The organism is Mesorhizobium sp. 43Arga (genome assembly GCF_053714255.1).
The window spans coordinates 331,997-348,765 of the sequence record NZ_JBSKBO010000002.1 but is presented as its reverse complement, the minus strand read 5'-3'; the positions used below and the strand labels follow the sequence as shown (position 1 = coordinate 348,765).

Genomic DNA, 16,769 nt, shown 5'->3' with positions numbered 1-16,769 from the left:
GGATGACGTCGGTTCGCTGCTCTAGACGTTCAGCTGATAGCTGACCGGAAGCCAGCGAAAAGAGCCGTTCACCGATTCGATGTAGCCGAGGCCCGGAAACGGCATGTGATGGCCGGCGACCAGCAGGCGCTGGTCCGCCGCCATCTTCAGCAAACGCTTGCGGGTCTCGATCGCCCGTTCCTTGTCATCATCGAAATCCGCATGCCACTCCGGATGCTGGATGGACACGACATAGTGCAGGAACGCATCCGACCAGATCAGCAATCGCTGGCCGCCGTTTTCGACGAGAAATGCCAGCAAGCCGGGGGAATGGCCTGACGCGTCGATGGCGGTAATGCCCGGCAGCGCCTCATCTCCAGGCGCTATGAACGTTGCCCGGTCGGCCAGCCCGGTGCAAATCTGCCGGAACAGATCACGGTTGGCCAACCTGGCCGCGCGCACCGCTGTTGCCGCGGTCCAGAAAGCGAATTCAGCCGCGCCGAACACATAGCGAGCCCGGCTGAAAACGGGTTTGCCGTTGCTGACAAGCCCACCGATGTGGTCCGGGTGGCCGTGGGTGATGACCACCACATCGATATCGTCAGGCCCGAGCCCAAGGTCCTGCAAGCAATCCAGGAGTGAACTGCCCGCATCGCCGCATCCGGTGTCGAACAGGATCCTTTCGGATCCGGTGTCGATCAGCGTCGGGATGAAGCAATGTTCGAAACGATCCCGGTCGATGAAGTTCGAGACCGCGAGTTGATGCACCGCGGCCGGCGGCTGTCCGGCCGCGTAGGCTGCCGCGAGGTTGTCTCTGATATCGACAGCGTCGAGCAGAGCGGCAATCTTGAATGAGCCGAGATCGAAGGTGAAAACGCGGGCGCGGGCAGGGCGGATGTATGACATTGCCGTTTGTACTTTGCTGTTGCCGGCCGGAATAGCCTCGTTCGCGATTCGGGGGAATGTTCACCAAAGTGCGACAGTGCGCGCCTCGGGATTGGCTGTTGATCTCAGCCGATTTGACGTATGACGCCAGCCACTGGACAGAAGAGAGATAGCTCGCACATGCTTGGACGCCTCAACCATGTCGCGCTTGCGGTGCCGGATCTGGCTGCTGCCGTTGCCGCCTACCGCAACACGCTTGGCGCCGAAGTGACGGAGCCGCAGGCTTTGCCGGAGCATGGCGTCACGGTGGTGTTCGTCAATGTCGGCAACACCAAGATCGAATTGCTGGAACCGCTGGGCGAGGGCTCGCCGATCACCGCTTTCCTGGCGAAGAACCCGTCAGGCGGCATGCATCATCTCTGCTACGAGGTCGACGACATCCTGGCCGCGCGCGACCGGCTCAAGGCCGCCGGCGCGCGCGTGCTGGGCGACGGCAATCCGAAAACCGGCGCGCATGGCAAGCCGGTGCTGTTCCTGCATCCGAAGGATTTCTTCGGCACGCTGATCGAACTGGAGCAATCATGAGCTGGGTTTCGTTCACCGCCCTGTTTTTCGCGACCTGGTGGGTGGTGCTGTTCGCCGTGCTGCCGTTCAGCGTCCGCACGCAGGACGACGATCATGACGTGACGCTGGGCACGGTTCCAAGCGCGCCACGAGGGCCGCACATGCTGCGCGCGGTGATACGCACCACCATCGCCACGGCGATCCTCATGGGCATTTTCTACGGGCTGACGCACGGGCTCGGCTACAGCCTCAACGACATCCCGCATATCGTGCCGGATTTCGGCCAGACCCCGGCGAAATAGATCGCCCGGCAAGGGCGATGCGACGACGCCGATGCGCCGCGGATGCGGGATCGAGACCCTGCCATGCTTCACGACTGACCGTTTGCTGACGCGTCATGTGACCTGACGGCACGCCACGCTAACCAGATGATTGCACAAAAAAAATGCAAGGCACGAGGCCTTGCAATTAAACGCGTCCGATCTGTTTCCGGTTTCCGGCGGCCGCGAGTAACCGCGCCTAGATCGCATCCTCCCAAGACTTTGACCGCGTAGGAGAGCAGATTTTTCTCCGCCCTCTCGGTTATCGCGGCACACTAGCCTAAGCCGAATGAAAATGTCACGAAGAATTTTGCCTCGAAACAGGCATTCTCGTGCTGCACTGCACAATAGTATGGCATGCTTTGCTTGGGAAACGACCAGCAAGGCTCGGCGGAGCCTTTGCGGCATGTTCTGGATTGACGCGCGCAAAGAATTGGCGGCCAAATCCGATGAGGTTCGTCATGCTCGAAGCCGGTGCGGCCTGGTCCGGAAACCGGAGGATTCCGGGCCGTAGCGCGCTGATGTGCCGCCATGCCCGGGTTTCCATTCCGTCATGAAATGGCTATGAAGCCGGGGCAAGCAAGCCTGCGTCGCGCCGATTCTGGCGTGGCCGTTCTCATTCACGGACCAGTCCATGCGTTTGTCGCGCTATTTCCTGCCTATCCTCAAAGAAAATCCGCGCGAGGCCGAGATCGTCTCGCACCGGCTGATGCTGCGTGCCGGCATGATCCGCCAGCAGGGGCAGGGCAGTTTTTCCTGGTTGCCACTCGGCAAGCGGGTGCTGGACAAGGTCTGCCAGATCATCCGCGAGGAGCAGAACCGCGCCGGCGCGCTGGAGATCCTGATGCCGACCATCCAGTCGGCCGATCTGTGGCGCGAAAGCGGCCGCTACAATGACTATGGCAAGGAGATGCTGCGCATCAAGGACCGCCAGGACCGCGACATGCTCTACGGCCCGACCAATGAGGAAATGGTCACCGAGATTTTCCGCGCCTATGTGAAGTCCTACAAGGATTTGCCGCTCAACCTCTACCACATCCAGTGGAAGTTCCGCGACGAGGTGCGACCGCGCTTCGGCGTGATGCGCTCGCGCGAGTTCCTGATGAAGGATGCCTATTCCTTCGACCTCGACTTCGAAGGTGCCAGGGCTGCCTACAACAGGATGTTCGTCTCCTACCTCAGGACGTTCACGCGCATGGGCCTGCAGGCGATTCCCATGCGCGCCGACACAGGGCCGATCGGCGGCGACCTCAGCCACGAATTCATCATCCTGGCCGATACCGGCGAAAGCCAGGTTTTCTGCCATCGTGACTATCTTTCGCTTGCCGTGCCGGGTGCCAATACCGACTTCGCCAATGACGGCGAGATCGCGGATATCGTCAAGACGTGGACGACGCCCTACGCCGCCACCGACGAGATGCATGACGAAGCCGCCTGGGAAAAGGTGCCCGAGAGCGACAAGGTTTCGGCACGCGGCATCGAGGTTGGCCACATCTTTCATTTCGGCGAGAAGTATTCCAAGCCGATGGGCGCCAAGGTGACCGGACCGGACGGTAAGGACCATTTCGCCTCCGGCGGTTCCTATGGCATCGGCCCGTCGCGCCTGGTCGCGGCGATCATCGAAGCCAGCCATGACGAGAACGGCATCATCTGGCCCGACGCCGTGGCGCCGTTCGACATCGGCCTGATCAACATGAAAGTGGGCGACGCCGACTGCGACCGTGTCAGCGATGAGCTCAATGCCGCCTTCACCGCCGCCGGCAAGGATGTGCTCTACGACGACACCGACCAGCGGCCGGGCGGCAAGTTCGCTACCGCCGACCTGATCGGTCTGCCCTGGCAGGTGATCGTCGGACCGCGCGGCGTGGCCGCCGGCGAGGTCGAGATCAAGAATCGCAGGACCGGCGAGCGCGAAACGCTGCCGATCGCCGACGCGAAAAAACGCTTCGGTGTCGCCGCATGAGCGAGGCGGCGACGGCAAGATCGGCGGGCGCCGGCCCGTTCTCCTTCTTCGAGCGCACGGTTGCCTGGCGCTATTTGCGCTCGCGGCGCAAGGAGACGGTGATCTCGGTCATCGCCTCGATCTCCTTCCTTGGCATCATGCTGGGTGTGGCGACGCTGATCGTCGTCATGGCCGTGATGAACGGGTTCCGCGCCGAGCTGTTGACGCGCATCCTTGGCGTCAATGGCCATCTGATCGTGCAGCCGCTCGATTCGCCGCTTGAGGACTACGCCCAGGTCGCCGGCCGCATCAACGGTGTGCCCGGCGTCAAATACGCCATTCCGCTGATCGACGGCCAGGTGCTGGCGCAAGGCAATGTCGGCGGCGGCACCGGCGCACTTGTGCGCGGTATCAGGTGCGAAGATCTCGGCAAGATCGCCATCGTCGCCAACAACATAAAGCAGGGTTCGCTCGCCGGTTTCAATTCAGGCGAGGGCGTCGCCATCGGCAAGCGCATGGCCGAGAATCTCGGCCTGACGCTGGGCGACACCATTACGCTCATCTCGCCAGATGGCGACGTGACGCCGATCGGCACGACGCCGCGCATGAAAGGCTACAAGATCGCGGCGATCTTCGAAGTCGGCATGTCGGAGTATGACACGTCCATCGTCTACATGCCGTTCTCCGAGGCGCAGCTCTATTTCAACATGGATGGCCGCGCCCAGACGATCGAGATCTATGTCGACAATCCCGACAATGTCGACGCGCTGAAACCGAAGGTGGAGGAGGCAGCGCAGCGGCCGATCGAGATGGTAGACTGGCGCCAGCGCAACGAGACCTTCTTTTCCGCCCTGCAGGTCGAGCGCAACGTCATGTTCATGATCCTGACGCTGATCGTGCTGGTGGCGGCGCTCAACATCATTTCGGGCCTGATCATGCTGGTGAAGGACAAGGGGCACGACATCGCCATCCTGCGCACCATGGGCGCCTCGCGCGGCGCCATCCTGCGCATCTTCCTGATGACGGGGGCGGCGATCGGCGTCACCGGCACACTCGCCGGCGTGCTGCTCGGCGTCGTCATCTGCACCAACATCGAATCGATCCGGCAATTCTTCTCCTGGATGACCGGCAAGGTGCTGTTCAACCCGGAACTCTATTTCCTCAGCCAGCTGCCGGCGAAGATGGATCCGCGCGAGACGACCTATGTCATCATCATGGCGCTTGGGCTGTCCTTCCTGGCAACGGTGTTTCCGGCATGGCGGGCGGCTCGCCTCGATCCGGTCGAAGCCTTGAGGTACGAATAGTGGCCGAGGTCATTATCGAGCTGAAGAGCGTCGAGCGGCACTATGTCCAGGGGCCGCGCAAGCTCACCATTTTGAACGGCGCCGATTTCTCGCTGAAGCGCGGCGAGATGGTGGCGCTGGTGGCGCCGTCGGGCACCGGCAAGTCGACGCTGTTGCACACGGCCGGCCTGCTGGAACGCCCCGACGCCGGCGACGTGATCCTGGCCGGCCGGGCCTGCGGGCGGCTCTCCGACGACGAACGCACGGCGATCCGCCGCAACGATGTCGGCTTCGTCTACCAGTTCCACCATCTGCTGCCGGAGTTTTCCGCGCTGGAAAACATCATGATGCCGCAGCTGATCAAGGGCCTGCCGCGCAAGGAAGCGGCCGAGCGCGCCGCGCAACTGCTCGACTATATGCAGATCGGCAAGCGCGCCTCGCACCGGCCGTCCGAACTCTCCGGCGGCGAGCAGCAGCGCGTCGCCATTGCCCGCGCCGTCGCCAACGCTCCGCTGGTGCTGCTGGCGGACGAGCCGACAGGCAATCTCGACCCGGTCACCGCCTCCTATGTCTTCGAGGCGCTTGGCGCGCTGGTCAAGCAATCGGGCCTCGCGGCGCTGATCGCCACCCACAATCACGAGCTGGCATCGCGCATGGACCGGCGCGTCACGCTCGCCGACGGCAAGGTTGTTCCATTGTAGGCCGCCCAACGGTGCGCGATGGCGTGTCCGGCCGCCTGTGGTTCACGCACCTGGCTCGTGCTATCGTAGAGCCGGGAGACGGCGGACGCGCCGTGAGTGCCCGCCCGCTCCCCATTGTGGGAGGAACGAATGGCCTACTACGTATTGCTGTCGAATTTCACAGATCAAGGCATCAAGAGCATCAAGGATACTCAAAAGCGTGCCGAGGCCTTCAAGGCCATGGCCAGCAAGAGCGGTATCAAGGTTCACACCCTGTTGTGGACGCTTGGCAAACATGATGTCGTGGCGATCGCCGAAGCGGACGACGACATTGCCGCGACCGCACTAGCCCTGTCAATCGCCTCGCAAGGTAACATCAGAACCCAGACGCTGAGGGCGTTCGACGCGGCGGATATGGCCAAGATAATGGCAAAGATGGCCTGACTGATGCCGCCGTGCGTGGGCGATCGAGGCCGGCGCCATGGGTTGGAGATAGAAGATTTTGCACGGTGGCTGGCAGTAGCCTGTCGCTCAAATGGTGCGGCGTCGGCCAGCCATTTCAAATGGCATAAGCCTTGATGGCGTCCCGGCTGGAGCCGGGGCCCACATCAAGGCTTTGAAGGCTTCCTATTTGCGTCGGGCCTGATGGCAGCAATCGCAGTCGCGACTTCCGGATCATCGGGAACTGACCGGCTGTAGGCGAGAAGATCGCTTGCGGCAGCGTTGAGATCACCAAGGGCGAGGTGCGCCATGCCGCGCTGCTTCAGCGCGGCCAAATTGCCGGGGGCCCGGGCAAGGACGCGAGAAAGGTCCTCGATAGCCTCGTTTGCATGACCGGCTTCCGTTTTGATTCTCGCCCGTTCAACCACGAACCCCGCATTGTCGGGGGCGAGGGAAATTGCCTGATCGAAATCATTCAAAGCAGCAGCAAACTGCTGCAGGTCTTCAAAAACAAGGCCACGGCTGCGATAGACAAAGGCTTTGTGCGGCGCCAGGTCTACCGCGTGATTGGCGTCAACGAGAGCCTCTTGGAAAAGGCCGAGGGATCGTAGGGCGGTTAGGCGACTGTCGACATAGCCAGCCTCGGTCGGATGCGCCACGACGAGGCGCGAGAAATCCTTGACGGCTTCGGAGAATATTCCGAGTTGCATCAGCGCATTGCCCCTTCGAAGAAGAAGGCGATCGGTCATCTTTCCACCAGGTCTGCCTCTCAGTGCAATTGAGCAATAATGGAGCGTGTCGTTCGGTGTCTTCGAATGGATGCAGCGCTCCACTTCAGCGTTGGCGGCGTTTGCCTCCGAACTAAGGGAAGCGACCGGGATCAGGCCTATCGCCAAAATTCCGAAAACCCGCCAAACCATTACCGCACTCCCACCGCCACTGGCGAGATATCACGAGAAATTCGGCAATGACGAGGGGCCTTTGATGAGAACGATGCCTCGTCCTCCGCGAAAAGTCGCGTGGGAAATGAACTGGCGACCGAGGTAAAGGCCGGCGCCCTCGTCGGGCGTGCGGCGTTGGGTTTGATGCCGGTCATGCGGTGAGCAAGTCTACTGCACCAAACCCTGGCAACCGGCCAGGCGATCGCGAAATGGCGTGATCGTGGACCGCTTGGGTGTGATATGTTCCTGGGCCTCGCTGGTCGGAGGCCACCTTGAAAAAGATCATTCTCGGGGTTGCTGCGTTGCTGTTCTTGGTAGCCATCCTGGCGACCGCCTATTCATTGATCTTTGGTTGCCCGCATGGCGGTTCATACCGGTGCGTGCAGGGCTTCAACCGGGAAGTCTGTGGCTGCCCGCAATCGTGACTTTCGCGGCGCTCCTGTAGGGAACGACCCGGAACTCTCGTGCAGGCAATAGCAGCTTCACTCGCACCTCCCAGCGAGGGTTAACCTTTTACTAACCGTTCCAAATTCTCGTCCTATCTCCTTACCATACGTCGTTGACATTGAAACAAAATTAGAACAAATTGCGAACATATCAACAACAGGAGAGAGTTATGACCGATCTGGTTCAGGATGTCATCTCACTGGTTTGCATGAGCACATTCCTCATTTCCATGGCGATCTGGATCGGCGCCATGTGATCTGGCGGCTCTCGCCGCCGCAGTTCGTGGCGGGTGAAGCCGCTTCCCCGTTAAGCCTTTCTTGCCGCCGCGGCGCTAGGGTGCGCCTCTCAGGCAGGAGCAATGTCCAGGTGTCGCCCATCGTCACGGCCATTCTGGTGGCCAGCAATCTCGGGTTGATCTTTCTCTTGATGACCGTGCCGCTTGGTTTGCGCACGGTCAGGGTCAGCCGCGTGATTGCGATGGACCGCCAGCGTCTCTGGCAGGCGCTGTGGCCGCTTGGCAGCGATGCCGGCTGGTCCGGCGAGATCCTGTCGGCCGAGCCGCTGGACGGGCAGGACGTGTCCCGCATCATGCTGTCGTGGGAAGGCCGCGACGGCAAGCCGATCGAGCGCAAGGCGCGGTTTGACGATGTCGTCGAGGGCAGCCGCTTCTCGATGCGCGTGCTCGAGGATACCGCGCTCGATGCCTCGTTCTGGAAAGACTATCGCGAAACCGCAGAGCTGGTTTCCGAAGGCGGCGCCACGCGGGTGACGCTCGGCCGGTCGGATCGTTATCGCGGCGTTGCCTTTCTGGTGTTCCGTTACTTCGCCATGCGCCGCGAGCTGTCCAAGCTGCAGCGTTGGGCGACGACCGGACAGTACCGCAAGGGCGGTTGGTTCGAGCATCCGCTGAGCCAGGTCGGCTTTGCCGTGCTGTCGGCACTGATCCTGTGGCCGTTCTTCGGCCTCCATCTCGGCGGGCTGGCGCTGGCCGCGATCCTGACGTCGGTCGTTGCCTTGCATGAACTCGGCCATATGGCGGCATTCCGGCTGATGGGCCACCGCAAGGCGCGGATGATCTTCATTCCGCTGCTCGGCGGCATCGCCATTGGCGGCCGGCCCTACAACAGCCGTTTCGAAGTGGCCTTCGTGGCGCTGATGGGGGCGGGCTTTTCCGCCTTCCTGGTGCCGATCGTGATTGCCGCGAGCGCATTTGCGGGCAGCGAGGGGCACAAGGCCGCGGCCGCGCTGCTGGCGGCGCTGGCGGGCTGCGCGGCCCTGTTCAACATCGCCAATCTGGTGCCGGTGTGGAAATTCGACGGCGGCCAGGTGCTGCGCCAGATCTGTCCGGGTCCGGTCGCGCTGGCGCTGGCCTCGTTCTTCCTGCTCTCGGCTTTCCTGGCGGTGGGCTGGGAGGCCGGCTTCTCCTCCGGCTTTCTGCTGGCGACGGGAGCGGTCTTTTCAATCCTCAGCCTGCTGACGATGGGCAGCGGGGTGAAGCCGCGCTACGAACTGAAGCCGATCCGAACCGCCGACCGCTTCGCCATCGCCGGGGCGCTGCTGGCGGTGTTCGTCATCCATGGCTGCGGCGTTCTGTGGGCGTCGGCGCAGTTGCTTTGAGCTGGTTAGGCCCGAAAGGGTCAACCCGTCTTGCGGGCGGCCTCGGCAGGCATAGCCGCCGCGGGGCCGAATACATCCTCGAAGGCTGACTTCAGCGCCAGATCCAGGTCGGCCATGCCAACGGGCAGGCCAAGGTCGACGAGGCTGGTGACTCCATGGTCCTGCACGCCGCAGGGAACGATGCCGCCGAAATGCTCGAGCTCCGGTTCGACATTGATGGCGATGCCGTGAAAGCTCACCCAGCGCCGCAGCCTAATGCCGATTGCAGCGATCTTGTCCTCCGCCGGCGAGCCGCCCGGCAGGGCAGGGCGATCGGGTCGCACCACCCACACACCTACCCGATCCTCGCGGCGTTCGCCGCGCACGTTGAAGGCGGCGAGCGTGCCGATGATCCACTGTTCGAGCGCGGCGACGAAAGCGCGCACATCCTCACGCCGCCGTTTCAGGTCGAGCATGACATAGGCGACCCGCTGACCGGGGCCATGATAGGTGTATTCGCCGCCACGTCCGGCGGCAAAGACGGGAAAGCGATCGGGCTCGATCAGGTCCTCGATGCGGGCGCTGGTGCCGGCGGTGTAGAGCGGGGGATGCTCGACCAGCCAGACCATTTCTCCGGCGGCCCCGCTGCGGATCGCCTCGGCCCGCTCTTCCATGAAGGCCAGCGCTTCGGGGTAGGCGGTAAGGCCGGGCTCGACGCGCCACTCGACCGGGGCCGAACCGGGGAGCGGCAGGAACGACGTGGCGATCTGGCTGCGTTCTGTCATGGGTCTTCGTTTTTGTTCATGCACGCCGCGATCCCAAAACCGCCTCGCACTTTTTTTGGGCAACATGCATCCGCCTTCCATATGGCGATATCGGGTGCAAACGTCCAGTTCCGCATGCTCATTCCGATCCTGTGGACCGATATGCCAATTGGTTGAGATTATTGCTCATCGCGCACTTGTTTCGCCGGAAACGATTTGCTACACGCCGCGAGCCGGTCGGTTCCGGCTCCTACCACGTGCGGTCGTGGCGGAATTGGTAGACGCGCAGCGTTGAGGTCGCTGTGGGGCAACCCGTGGAAGTTCGAGTCTTCTCGACCGCACCAATGGCCTCTCTCTGAGGCCGAAACAGCGAATATTTTCAAGCACTTCCGTCTCGGGGTGTCCCACGTCAACCCCAGGCATGGGACACATTGGCTCGCTCAAGAGCGGCCTTCGCCAGCTTCCAGCGCTCGACGCGACGGGTGTAAACCTCGCTCGTCTTGGCTTCCGAATGGCCGAGAATCGCCATAATGTCGTACTGACTGCAGCCCTGTTCGGCCAAAAGCTCGGCTAGGCCCTTGCGGACGCCGTGGGCCGACAGATCGTCCAGCTTGGCATCCTGGCACCAGCGCTTGAACATCGCAGACATGCTATCGCCGCTCGAATAGGGTTTGCCGGCGCGTCCCAGCACATAGGTGCCGCCCTGCACCGTCGGCGCCCGTGTGGCGGTCTTGAGCGGCAGGAGCAGGGGAATGATGACTTCCGATGATCCCTTCTTCAGCGGCGTCCAGCGCAGCGCCTCTACGCCATCAATGACGCATTCGTAGCCGCGCCCGAGCAGCGTCAGATCCTCGATCCGGCATCCTGTCCAGAGCAGCACCGACATGGCGACATGCGCCTTTGAACCCAGCTTATGCTTCTCCAAGAATTTCTTGACGTCGGCGGCTTTCCACGGTGTGGCGCCGTCACCCTTGACATAGATTGATTTGATGCCTCGCGCCGGGTTGCTGTGCAGGTATTTCCGCTCGATGGCCCAGTCGTACATCACGCCAACCGCTTCAATGAAGGCGTCAGCCTGGGCGGGTGTCGAGCCCATGCCGTCCTGCATTTCCAGCAGTCTTTCCTGCGGGATCAGCATCACCTTGTCTGGCTTCACCAGCAGGCGGTTGAGCAGGTTGCGCTTCTTCTTCAGCGTCTTGTGGCTGGTGGTCTTGGCCTTCACGCGCGCTTCCAGGTATTCGAAATAGGTGTTGACCAGCCAGCCGATCGATTTCGGCTTGGCATAGTCTGAAGCGACCTTCAGCGGCTCCGGTTTTTCCCCGCGACGAGCTGCCAGATATTGCCGCTGGAAGTCCTCATGGCCGGGACCGCAATGGATGCGGATGCGCTTGCTCTTGTGGCCTTCCGGGCGCACGCGGTAGCGGGAATTGCCTGACGGCATAGGCTCCTCTAGGAGCCCCGGATATTCAACCTTCATGGGCCTCACCATTGTTCGAGGCCTTGATCCTTTTCTGGTGTTGCCGCGCCTTCAACCTGGCCACAGTGAATTTCAACCTGGCCGCCGATTACGCACACCTTGTCCACAGGCAGGCCTGACGACTTCAGCGCCTGCAAAGCCGCGCGAATTGCTGCCTCACTTGCACGCAGCCGCTTCGGCTCGGGTGTGATGCGTTGGGCCTGCCAGGCGCTCATACCTTTGTCCTTGTTGCCTTGGTCGGCGCGCCCTCCCGCGTTGGCGCGAAGCCGCGCGACCGGATCGGGGCTTTCGATTTGGGATAGACGCCCAAATGCTTGGCGCGGACGCGATCAGCCTTTTCGCGCAATGCGTTTTCGTCGGCCGACTTCGCCTTGTGAGGTTCGACCAATGCGGGGCGCAAATTGCTCTCGCGGTTCTCGCCGCCCAGTGCGAGCGGCTTGACGTGCTCGAGCTCCCATTTCTCGCCGGCGCCGATCGGCCGCTGGCTGATATGGCACATGCCGTTGGCGCGAAGGAAGATGCGGGCTCGGACGGTCGGCGGTGGCACGGAATCCGGCGTCTTGCCGATCCATTCCTTGACGCTGCGGCCGCCGTTCGGGTCATCGATCTTTCCCGTGCTGGCGATCATGCGGCCTCGCTTTTCGCTGTCGCGCCGCGCTCGACGCCAAGAAGGTCATCGAGAAAATCGAGAACGGCTTGCTTGCTCTCCTGGAATGCCTTGGCGCCCATGGCTGGAACGGACTGGCTTTTGGCCGTCCAGATGCGGACCACGTTTTGGCGCGCCTCGATGATGGCATAGTCGTCCAGCGGACGAATGGTGCGAACCAATTCCAGCGCGGCCGATTTCGTCGCGCAGACATATTCGCGCTCTTCACGGTAGCCTTTGCGTATCAGGGCCTTTTTGCGGAGGTGTTCGGCAGTCGGATAGATTTCGACTAGCTCGTCGGGAAGGTTTTGCCAGGCCGCATGGACGCAGGCGAAGAAATGCCGATGCGAATTGGCGGAACGGTCGTGATGCTCGACGATTCGGTAGACCTCGCCGACGACGAAAGCCTTATCGGCGCGGGCGGCCCAAAATTGCGAGAGAGGCACCATAGCCTCGCCGTCCCATCGCATTGTTATTGGTGTTTCGGTCATCGGATCGTTCCTTTGAAAAATGGCCGGCGCGGTACAGGGACACAGCCGCGCCGGATCGCTGGAGGTCAGCCAGCGGAAACGGGGTGTTGTGCGAGCTCACGGCGTGCGGCAGCGTCAGCTATGTGGTCGATATCGACTGGCGCGCGGCTGGCCTTTTCGATGGCCTTCTTCAGTTCGAGCGCATCGCCGGGGTGCTTCGCCCAAAAAAGCTGGAGGCCGGCGCGGTTGGCGCTGTTCCACTTGATGACGGTCTGATGGTCGCTGTCCCGGATGAAAGCTAAGCAACGGTCCATGAATTCGCCGGCTGGCACATTCTCCAAAGCCCACCCGTCGCCCCATGACATCGTGATGGCGTCATTGCCGGCAACAAGGCGCAAGCGGTTTTCTTCCTGCTCATGCGCGACAATTTCGGACGCGGCCATTTCCAGCACCTTGGCGCGGTCCATTTCTGCTTCGTCGTAAAGGCCGGTGAACTGCTCGGGCCAGCCGGCGCGAAGCGCTTGCATCTCGGCGCACTTGGCAATCATCAGGCGCGGCATGCGGCACCAGTTGCCGGAATCGTCCAGAACCTCATGAACCTCGCCGCGCGGTATTTTCTTCTTCTTGGGCTTGCCGGTGTCAGACCAGGTTTCGCCGGTTTCGACCCAATCGAACCCGCCTTCGGCATCGGTCTTGACCGGCGCGAATTCCTCCCAGAAGGATTGACCGGCAACCTCAAACCATGCCGCCGTCTTCGGGTCTTGTTTCCACAGAAACACCGTCGCCGACACGATACCCAGCGGATTGATAGGGCCTTTAATCGCTGCGTCGTATTCGTAGATCGGCGTCTTGCTGGCAGGGCGGTAATCGCCGCACCGCTGCGCGATCACGCGCTGGCCGTCGCGCGAAATGATGATCGTCATCTTGCGCTTGTTGGCATCGCCCTTGGAGAAGATCATGGGGATGATCTGGCCAAGGAAAGGGTCCAGGCCTTTCGCGCGGGCAACCTCGACGAACAGGTTGAATTCGTCGTTGTTGCAGTCCTTGGGGACGGTCTTCTGGATCAGAGCCAACTGGCGCGGCGAATGGGTGTATGTCGTGATTGCGTTCATCATTTCCTCCGGATGGATAGTGAAACTGTGCCGTTGTCGAGCGCGGCGCCTGGAACCTTGCGACCGTCTGCCAGGGCTGCCGCGAGCGCGCGTTTGTCGAGCTTGGGAGCTGGCCGCTCCTGCTCCACGAAGAATTCAGATGGAATGTCCGCCTCATTCTCGACGATCAGTGCAGGCTTGCGCTTCGATATGAAGACGGTCGCCGTCGGGAGCGGGATATTGATCTGCTCGGCCGCGATCATCGCCTGCTCGATCGCCGCGCGAAGATTTTCGGCACGCGCTTCGATGGCTTTCCGTCGATCGGCGAACGCCTCTTCCTTGGCTTTCAAGCCAATGACCATGACTTCCAACCCGTCGATTTGATCTATGGCGGCCGCGACAGTCTCATGCAGCGAAGTCTCGCGCTCGATGACATCGGAGGCGAGTTCGGCATCCTCGCCATGGCCTCGATCCTGAAGCTGTGATAGCAACCGCTTGGCCGCCTCGGCTTCGATCTTGAGTTGCCGGGAAACGTCGATGGTCATGCGACTTTCCTCTCCTGTTCGATTTCATCAGCGATGTGGGCGCACCGAGCGGCTTCGGCCAGCAAGCGCTTGGCCTCTTCGATCTCGCCGGCATCCAGGCAGACGTGCATCCACCGGCGGGCGGTGAGCATGTTGTGGCGGTACTCGCCCGGCGTGGTCGGTAACGGGATCATGGCAGCACCACATCGAGGCGGCCGGCGAGGACGCAGATCGCGCACAGGATCGCGCAAACGGTCCGGCGATGTCCCACAAGCCAGTTGCAGGCGTTTGTCAGTGCAGCGTCCATCAAAACGTCTCCCCTGAACGGTCTTCAAAGTCGAAGAAGGCAAGACGGGGCGGCGAAGGCAGGCTTTGACCGGGCTCGCGTCGCGCCTCGATCAGGCCGACCAGCTTGTCGAGCCTGTCGCTCGGCAGCTTGAGGACGAAGGTCCCGATATCGTTGTTGAAGCGGCGCCAGTCCGACCCGCCGTCGGTGCCGGGGTTGATGACGCCTGCCTGTTCGAGATCGGACAGGTCGAGATTGTGGATGATGGAAAAGACTTCACGGAAGCTGAGCGCGCTCATCACAGCGCCTCATCCGTCTCGGGATCGACTTCAAGCAGGTCGAGATCGGTGGCAGGAATGCCGCGCTTCAACTGGTCAAGAGTAAGCTGGCCGACACGGAAATACCGGCCGCCGGCAGCGACGGTGTATTCAGGGCCGAGGATGCCGCCGAATATCTTGGTGATGATGCGGAAGTCCGCGCTTTCTGCGATGGCTTGGCGAAGGTGGGCGTTCATTGCCGTTCCTCATCTGGTGTTGATGAGGAATTTATGGGAAACTCATAATTGCGTCAAGTGGAGTTATGGAAAAGTCATAGAAATCTATCCGAGGCCATCGCCGGAAGCGAATCGGCGGAACCAAAAGGAGGAGGGCCAGTGCCAGCCGGGGCCAGTAACCAGAGCGGGACCCGTCAATGCCGGCGTGGCAGGAATCCTGATGGTGCTCAACCCTCCTGAAGGTACTTGTCAGGAGCCTCGCCGAACGGACACCCCGATCGGCCATTGACTCGAGGTCATAGGATATCTTTCCTAGCTTCGCGCCGTGCCGGACGAGATTCGCGAGATGGATCGCGTTTAGGACCGGTACTGGCATAGGTGGGGCATGATCAAGTTAGAGGCACGTCGAAAAGCCACGAACGAGGAAACGCTTACCCGGCTGCGCGGGTTGGCGGACACGATGTCACTTTGGGATATGCGTCAAATCGTCGATCGCGACGCTACTTTGAAGCTGATTTTGCTTTTGCCGGAGGCTGTACTGGATCAGGCTCTGGCTGTTGGAAGGGCTTTGCAAGATTGCGCAGAATCTCGGCGTAGTTCGCTTGCAGATCGGGAGGAAGGCTATCGAAAGTCGTGAGAAGTTCGCGATATTTCGACGCCAGGTCGACCATGGGGCCGGTTCCGCGCATCAGCCATTCGAACCGAACCTTGTACTTCCTAGCGTAGATCTCGCCCTTGTCAGCTCGGAAGCCCGAGCTGCCATTTTCGTGGCCTGAATAGGTGCCATACGGGACGCCAACCGCCTCGGCGCCCTCGACCGCGGTGTCATATCCGGCCTGCTTCCTGGCGGCCACCAATCGCTCGTGCAATTCCATGTTCTGAGTTTGCCAGAAATAGTTATGAGAAACTCATTGACATTGATCTATGAGTTTTCCATAATTTGAGTATGGAACAGCCAATCGACGTGCGGGCGATCCGCGCCAAGCTCGGTCTCACGCAAGCGCAACTCGGCGACGCTGTAGGCGTCGACCAAAGCACCGTCTCCAATTGGGAGAACGGTATGCCGCCGCGTGGACCGGCGCGGAAGCTCCTCCAGTCTCTAGCCGCGGAGCGCGCAGCATGACGGACATCGAAACCAGCCAGACAGTTGCCACCGGCCAGCTGCGCGCGTTCTTCGAGCGCTGGCAACGCCTGGAGGAAGAGAAGCAAACCATTTCCGACGACCTGAAGGAGCTGTTCGCCGAGGCGAAGGGCGTCGGCTTTGACACCAAGGCGATGCGCGCCGTGTTCCGCGACCGGATGAAGGACCAGGCCGAGATGCAGGAAGCTGCGTCCGTCTACGACCTTTACTGGGCTGCTCTCGACCAACCGCGTGTGGCTCCCGCGCGTCCCGCGCGTAGCGCACGAGAAAACATTGAAGAATTTCCGCCGCACGACGCTGAAACCGGCGAAATCATCGAACAAAATTCGTCCGATCTGACCTCCTCCCCAGAAAAGACGGATACGGCCGGAGTGGAACCTCCTCCCTCTGCTCCGGCCACCAATTCCAACTCTGTTGCAGGGTCCGCTCCCCCAGCCCTGGCTGCAACAAAGGAGGCCGGCGCCGATCCCCTCCCGGCGCCGGCCCTTCGTTCCGAAATACCTGACCACGCCACTTCGGGGGCTGCTGACGGCCAGCCCAGCAAACCAAGCTCGGAAGCTGCTCGCGCAAAAAATGACGGTCCTCAGAAGGCCGTCATTGGTCAGGAAGGGCCTGTACGGGGCCATTCCGAGCAAGCCGTCACCATTTTGGATGCCGACGTCCCGGCATTCCTCAAGAAGGCGCCATCGCGAGCGCCTAATCCCGATTGCCAGAAACCGCAGTCGTGCCGTTGGTCGCATAGCCAGGCTTCCTGCGCGAAGTGCGCCAATGACGCCGCCATCGCACGGCAGCGGGGGAG

Annotated in this window: 23 protein-coding genes, 1 tRNA gene and 1 pseudogene; 12 read left to right on the top strand and 13 right to left on the bottom strand. The window is 61.6% G+C overall.

The annotated features are described in order from the left end of the window. Positions 1–21: 21 nt before the first annotated feature. The gene (locus ACWGS8_RS08145) at positions 22–747 is read right to left on the bottom strand and encodes an MBL fold metallo-hydrolase (RefSeq protein WP_454581249.1); all 726 of its coding nucleotides are present in this window, start codon (positions 745–747) and stop codon (positions 22–24) included. Between ACWGS8_RS08145 and ACWGS8_RS08140 the strand changes: the two genes are divergently transcribed. From ACWGS8_RS08140 to ACWGS8_RS08110, 7 genes are all read left to right on the top strand, one after another. Beyond that, the gene (locus ACWGS8_RS08140; RefSeq protein ID WP_454581283.1) at positions 697–834 is read left to right on the top strand and encodes a hypothetical protein; all 138 of its coding nucleotides are present in this window, start codon (positions 697–699) and stop codon (positions 832–834) included. The two genes, ACWGS8_RS08145 and ACWGS8_RS08140, sit on opposite strands and share 51 nt — an antisense overlap. A gap of 210 nt (positions 835–1,044) precedes the next feature. After that, positions 1,045–1,449: a methylmalonyl-CoA epimerase gene (gene mce, locus ACWGS8_RS08135; RefSeq protein WP_454580435.1), complete on the top strand. Its 405-nt coding sequence runs from the start codon at positions 1,045–1,047 to the stop codon at positions 1,447–1,449. After that, positions 1,446–1,730 (top strand): DUF1467 family protein, encoded by a 285-nt coding sequence (locus ACWGS8_RS08130; protein ID WP_010910093.1) that lies wholly within the window; start codon positions 1,446–1,448, stop codon positions 1,728–1,730. Before mce ends, ACWGS8_RS08130 begins: the two co-directional genes overlap by 4 nt. A 652-nt stretch (positions 1,731–2,382) precedes the next feature. Beyond that, complete coding sequence (proS, locus tag ACWGS8_RS08125; protein WP_454580434.1) at positions 2,383–3,711, top strand: proline--tRNA ligase; 1,329 nt, start codon at positions 2,383–2,385, stop codon at positions 3,709–3,711. After that, positions 3,708–4,994, top strand: coding sequence for a lipoprotein-releasing ABC transporter permease subunit (locus ACWGS8_RS08120; RefSeq protein WP_454580433.1), 1,287 nt, complete (start codon positions 3,708–3,710; stop codon positions 4,992–4,994). The genes proS and ACWGS8_RS08120 overlap by 4 nt, the downstream gene beginning before the upstream one ends. Then, a complete protein-coding gene (locus ACWGS8_RS08115) occupies positions 4,991–5,674 on the top strand; it encodes an ABC transporter ATP-binding protein (RefSeq protein ID WP_454581248.1) in 684 nt (227 codons plus the stop codon). Before ACWGS8_RS08120 ends, ACWGS8_RS08115 begins: the two co-directional genes overlap by 4 nt. A 129-nt stretch (positions 5,675–5,803) precedes the next feature. Next, the gene (locus ACWGS8_RS08110) at positions 5,804–6,097 is read left to right on the top strand and encodes a GYD domain-containing protein (RefSeq protein ID WP_454580432.1); all 294 of its coding nucleotides are present in this window, start codon (positions 5,804–5,806) and stop codon (positions 6,095–6,097) included. 164 nt (positions 6,098–6,261) lie between these two features. Here the strand turns inward: ACWGS8_RS08110 and ACWGS8_RS08105 are convergent, their stop codons facing one another. Next, positions 6,262–7,014: a tetratricopeptide repeat protein gene (locus ACWGS8_RS08105; RefSeq protein ID WP_454580431.1), complete on the bottom strand. Its 753-nt coding sequence runs from the start codon at positions 7,012–7,014 to the stop codon at positions 6,262–6,264. 293 nt (positions 7,015–7,307) lie between these two features. On the opposite strand from ACWGS8_RS08105, the gene ACWGS8_RS08100 reads away from it, so the two are divergent. Both ACWGS8_RS08100 and ACWGS8_RS08095 read left to right on the top strand, forming a co-directional pair. Next, positions 7,308–7,460 carry a hypothetical protein gene (locus tag ACWGS8_RS08100; protein ID WP_454580430.1) on the top strand — a complete coding sequence of 51 codons (153 nt, stop codon included), beginning with the start codon at positions 7,308–7,310 and terminating at the stop codon, positions 7,458–7,460. Between the two features lie 388 nt (positions 7,461–7,848). Next, positions 7,849–9,099 (top strand): site-2 protease family protein, encoded by a 1,251-nt coding sequence (locus ACWGS8_RS08095; RefSeq protein ID WP_454580429.1) that lies wholly within the window; start codon positions 7,849–7,851, stop codon positions 9,097–9,099. Positions 9,100–9,119: 20 nt separating this feature from the next. Here the strand turns inward: ACWGS8_RS08095 and lipB are convergent, their stop codons facing one another. Further along, positions 9,120–9,863 carry a lipoyl(octanoyl) transferase LipB gene (gene lipB, locus ACWGS8_RS08090; RefSeq protein WP_454580428.1) on the bottom strand — a complete coding sequence of 248 codons (744 nt, stop codon included), beginning with the start codon at positions 9,861–9,863 and terminating at the stop codon, positions 9,120–9,122. 238 nt (positions 9,864–10,101) lie between these two features. Between lipB and ACWGS8_RS08085 the strand changes: the two genes are divergently transcribed. Beyond that, positions 10,102–10,186: transfer RNA gene (locus ACWGS8_RS08085), tRNA-Leu, on the top strand. Between the two features lie 65 nt (positions 10,187–10,251). Here ACWGS8_RS08085 and ACWGS8_RS08080 read toward each other — a convergent pair. The 10 genes from ACWGS8_RS08080 to ACWGS8_RS08035 all read right to left on the bottom strand — a co-directional run bounded on the left by ACWGS8_RS08080 (position 10,252) and on the right by ACWGS8_RS08035 (position 15,704). After that, complete coding sequence (locus ACWGS8_RS08080; RefSeq protein ID WP_454580427.1) at positions 10,252–11,319, bottom strand: tyrosine-type recombinase/integrase; 1,068 nt, start codon at positions 11,317–11,319, stop codon at positions 10,252–10,254. A gap of 5 nt (positions 11,320–11,324) precedes the next feature. Continuing rightward, positions 11,325–11,534, bottom strand: coding sequence for a hypothetical protein (locus ACWGS8_RS08075; protein WP_454580426.1), 210 nt, complete (start codon positions 11,532–11,534; stop codon positions 11,325–11,327). After that, positions 11,531–11,947, bottom strand: a complete 417-nt coding sequence (locus tag ACWGS8_RS08070; protein WP_454580425.1) for an HNH endonuclease — start codon at positions 11,945–11,947, stop codon at positions 11,531–11,533. Before ACWGS8_RS08070 ends, ACWGS8_RS08075 begins: the two co-directional genes overlap by 4 nt. Beyond that, on the bottom strand, positions 11,944–12,456 hold the full coding sequence (locus ACWGS8_RS08065) for a hypothetical protein (RefSeq protein ID WP_454580424.1): 513 nt from the start codon (positions 12,454–12,456) through the stop codon (positions 11,944–11,946). Before ACWGS8_RS08065 ends, ACWGS8_RS08070 begins: the two co-directional genes overlap by 4 nt. 65 nt (positions 12,457–12,521) lie before the next feature. After that, positions 12,522–13,547 carry a phage recombination protein Bet gene (gene bet, locus ACWGS8_RS08060; RefSeq protein ID WP_454580423.1) on the bottom strand — a complete coding sequence of 342 codons (1,026 nt, stop codon included), beginning with the start codon at positions 13,545–13,547 and terminating at the stop codon, positions 12,522–12,524. After that, entirely contained in the window at positions 13,547–14,071 is a 525-nt protein-coding gene (locus ACWGS8_RS08055) for a siphovirus Gp157 family protein (protein WP_454580422.1), read from the bottom strand. The genes bet and ACWGS8_RS08055 overlap by 1 nt, the downstream gene beginning before the upstream one ends. Then, the gene (locus tag ACWGS8_RS08050) at positions 14,068–14,244 is read right to left on the bottom strand and encodes a hypothetical protein (RefSeq protein ID WP_454580421.1); all 177 of its coding nucleotides are present in this window, start codon (positions 14,242–14,244) and stop codon (positions 14,068–14,070) included. The genes ACWGS8_RS08055 and ACWGS8_RS08050 overlap by 4 nt, the downstream gene beginning before the upstream one ends. 112 nt (positions 14,245–14,356) lie before the next feature. Then, positions 14,357–14,635, bottom strand: a complete 279-nt coding sequence (locus ACWGS8_RS08045; RefSeq protein WP_454580420.1) for a hypothetical protein — start codon at positions 14,633–14,635, stop codon at positions 14,357–14,359. Then, positions 14,635–14,850 carry a hypothetical protein gene (locus ACWGS8_RS08040; RefSeq protein WP_454580419.1) on the bottom strand — a complete coding sequence of 72 codons (216 nt, stop codon included), beginning with the start codon at positions 14,848–14,850 and terminating at the stop codon, positions 14,635–14,637. The genes ACWGS8_RS08045 and ACWGS8_RS08040 overlap by 1 nt, the downstream gene beginning before the upstream one ends. A 479-nt stretch (positions 14,851–15,329) precedes the next feature. After that, on the bottom strand, positions 15,330–15,704 hold the full coding sequence (locus ACWGS8_RS08035) for a helix-turn-helix domain-containing protein (protein WP_454580418.1): 375 nt from the start codon (positions 15,702–15,704) through the stop codon (positions 15,330–15,332). 71 nt (positions 15,705–15,775) lie between these two features. Between ACWGS8_RS08035 and ACWGS8_RS08030 the strand changes: the two genes are divergently transcribed. After that, positions 15,776–15,952 (top strand): helix-turn-helix domain-containing protein, encoded by a 177-nt coding sequence (locus ACWGS8_RS08030; RefSeq protein WP_454580417.1) that lies wholly within the window; start codon positions 15,776–15,778, stop codon positions 15,950–15,952. Continuing rightward, positions 15,949–16,191: pseudogene (locus ACWGS8_RS08025) on the top strand (DUF2312 domain-containing protein); the annotation flags it as partial. The gene ACWGS8_RS08030 and the pseudogene ACWGS8_RS08025, both read left to right, overlap by 4 nt. Between the last annotated feature and the right edge of the window lie 578 nt (positions 16,192–16,769).

What these genes read in the sequence shown, in the direction of transcription:
- ACWGS8_RS08140 (WP_454581283.1), top strand. Translation starts at nt 697, where the DNA reads ATGTTCGAAACGATCCCGGTCGATGAAGTTCGAGACCGCGAGTTGATG.
- mce (WP_454580435.1), top strand. Translation starts at nt 1,045, where the DNA reads ATGCTTGGACGCCTCAACCATGTCGCGCTTGCGGTGCCGGATCTGGCT.
- ACWGS8_RS08130 (WP_010910093.1), top strand. Translation starts at nt 1,446, where the DNA reads ATGAGCTGGGTTTCGTTCACCGCCCTGTTTTTCGCGACCTGGTGGGTG.
- proS (WP_454580434.1), top strand. Translation starts at nt 2,383, where the DNA reads ATGCGTTTGTCGCGCTATTTCCTGCCTATCCTCAAAGAAAATCCGCGC.
- ACWGS8_RS08120 (WP_454580433.1), top strand. Translation starts at nt 3,708, where the DNA reads ATGAGCGAGGCGGCGACGGCAAGATCGGCGGGCGCCGGCCCGTTCTCC.
- ACWGS8_RS08110 (WP_454580432.1), top strand. Translation starts at nt 5,804, where the DNA reads ATGGCCTACTACGTATTGCTGTCGAATTTCACAGATCAAGGCATCAAG.
- ACWGS8_RS08105 (WP_454580431.1), bottom strand. Translation starts at nt 7,014, where the DNA reads ATGGTTTGGCGGGTTTTCGGAATTTTGGCGATAGGCCTGATCCCGGTC.
- lipB (WP_454580428.1), bottom strand. Translation starts at nt 9,863, where the DNA reads ATGACAGAACGCAGCCAGATCGCCACGTCGTTCCTGCCGCTCCCCGGT.
- ACWGS8_RS08080 (WP_454580427.1), bottom strand. Translation starts at nt 11,319, where the DNA reads ATGAAGGTTGAATATCCGGGGCTCCTAGAGGAGCCTATGCCGTCAGGC.
- ACWGS8_RS08075 (WP_454580426.1), bottom strand. Translation starts at nt 11,534, where the DNA reads ATGAGCGCCTGGCAGGCCCAACGCATCACACCCGAGCCGAAGCGGCTG.
- ACWGS8_RS08070 (WP_454580425.1), bottom strand. Translation starts at nt 11,947, where the DNA reads ATGATCGCCAGCACGGGAAAGATCGATGACCCGAACGGCGGCCGCAGC.
- ACWGS8_RS08065 (WP_454580424.1), bottom strand. Translation starts at nt 12,456, where the DNA reads ATGACCGAAACACCAATAACAATGCGATGGGACGGCGAGGCTATGGTG.
- bet (WP_454580423.1), bottom strand. Translation starts at nt 13,547, where the DNA reads ATGAACGCAATCACGACATACACCCATTCGCCGCGCCAGTTGGCTCTG.
- ACWGS8_RS08055 (WP_454580422.1), bottom strand. Translation starts at nt 14,071, where the DNA reads ATGACCATCGACGTTTCCCGGCAACTCAAGATCGAAGCCGAGGCGGCC.
- ACWGS8_RS08050 (WP_454580421.1), bottom strand. Translation starts at nt 14,244, where the DNA reads ATGATCCCGTTACCGACCACGCCGGGCGAGTACCGCCACAACATGCTC.
- ACWGS8_RS08045 (WP_454580420.1), bottom strand. Translation starts at nt 14,635, where the DNA reads ATGAGCGCGCTCAGCTTCCGTGAAGTCTTTTCCATCATCCACAATCTC.
- ACWGS8_RS08040 (WP_454580419.1), bottom strand. Translation starts at nt 14,850, where the DNA reads ATGAACGCCCACCTTCGCCAAGCCATCGCAGAAAGCGCGGACTTCCGC.
- ACWGS8_RS08035 (WP_454580418.1), bottom strand. Translation starts at nt 15,704, where the DNA reads ATGGAATTGCACGAGCGATTGGTGGCCGCCAGGAAGCAGGCCGGATAT.
- ACWGS8_RS08030 (WP_454580417.1), top strand. Translation starts at nt 15,776, where the DNA reads ATGGAACAGCCAATCGACGTGCGGGCGATCCGCGCCAAGCTCGGTCTC.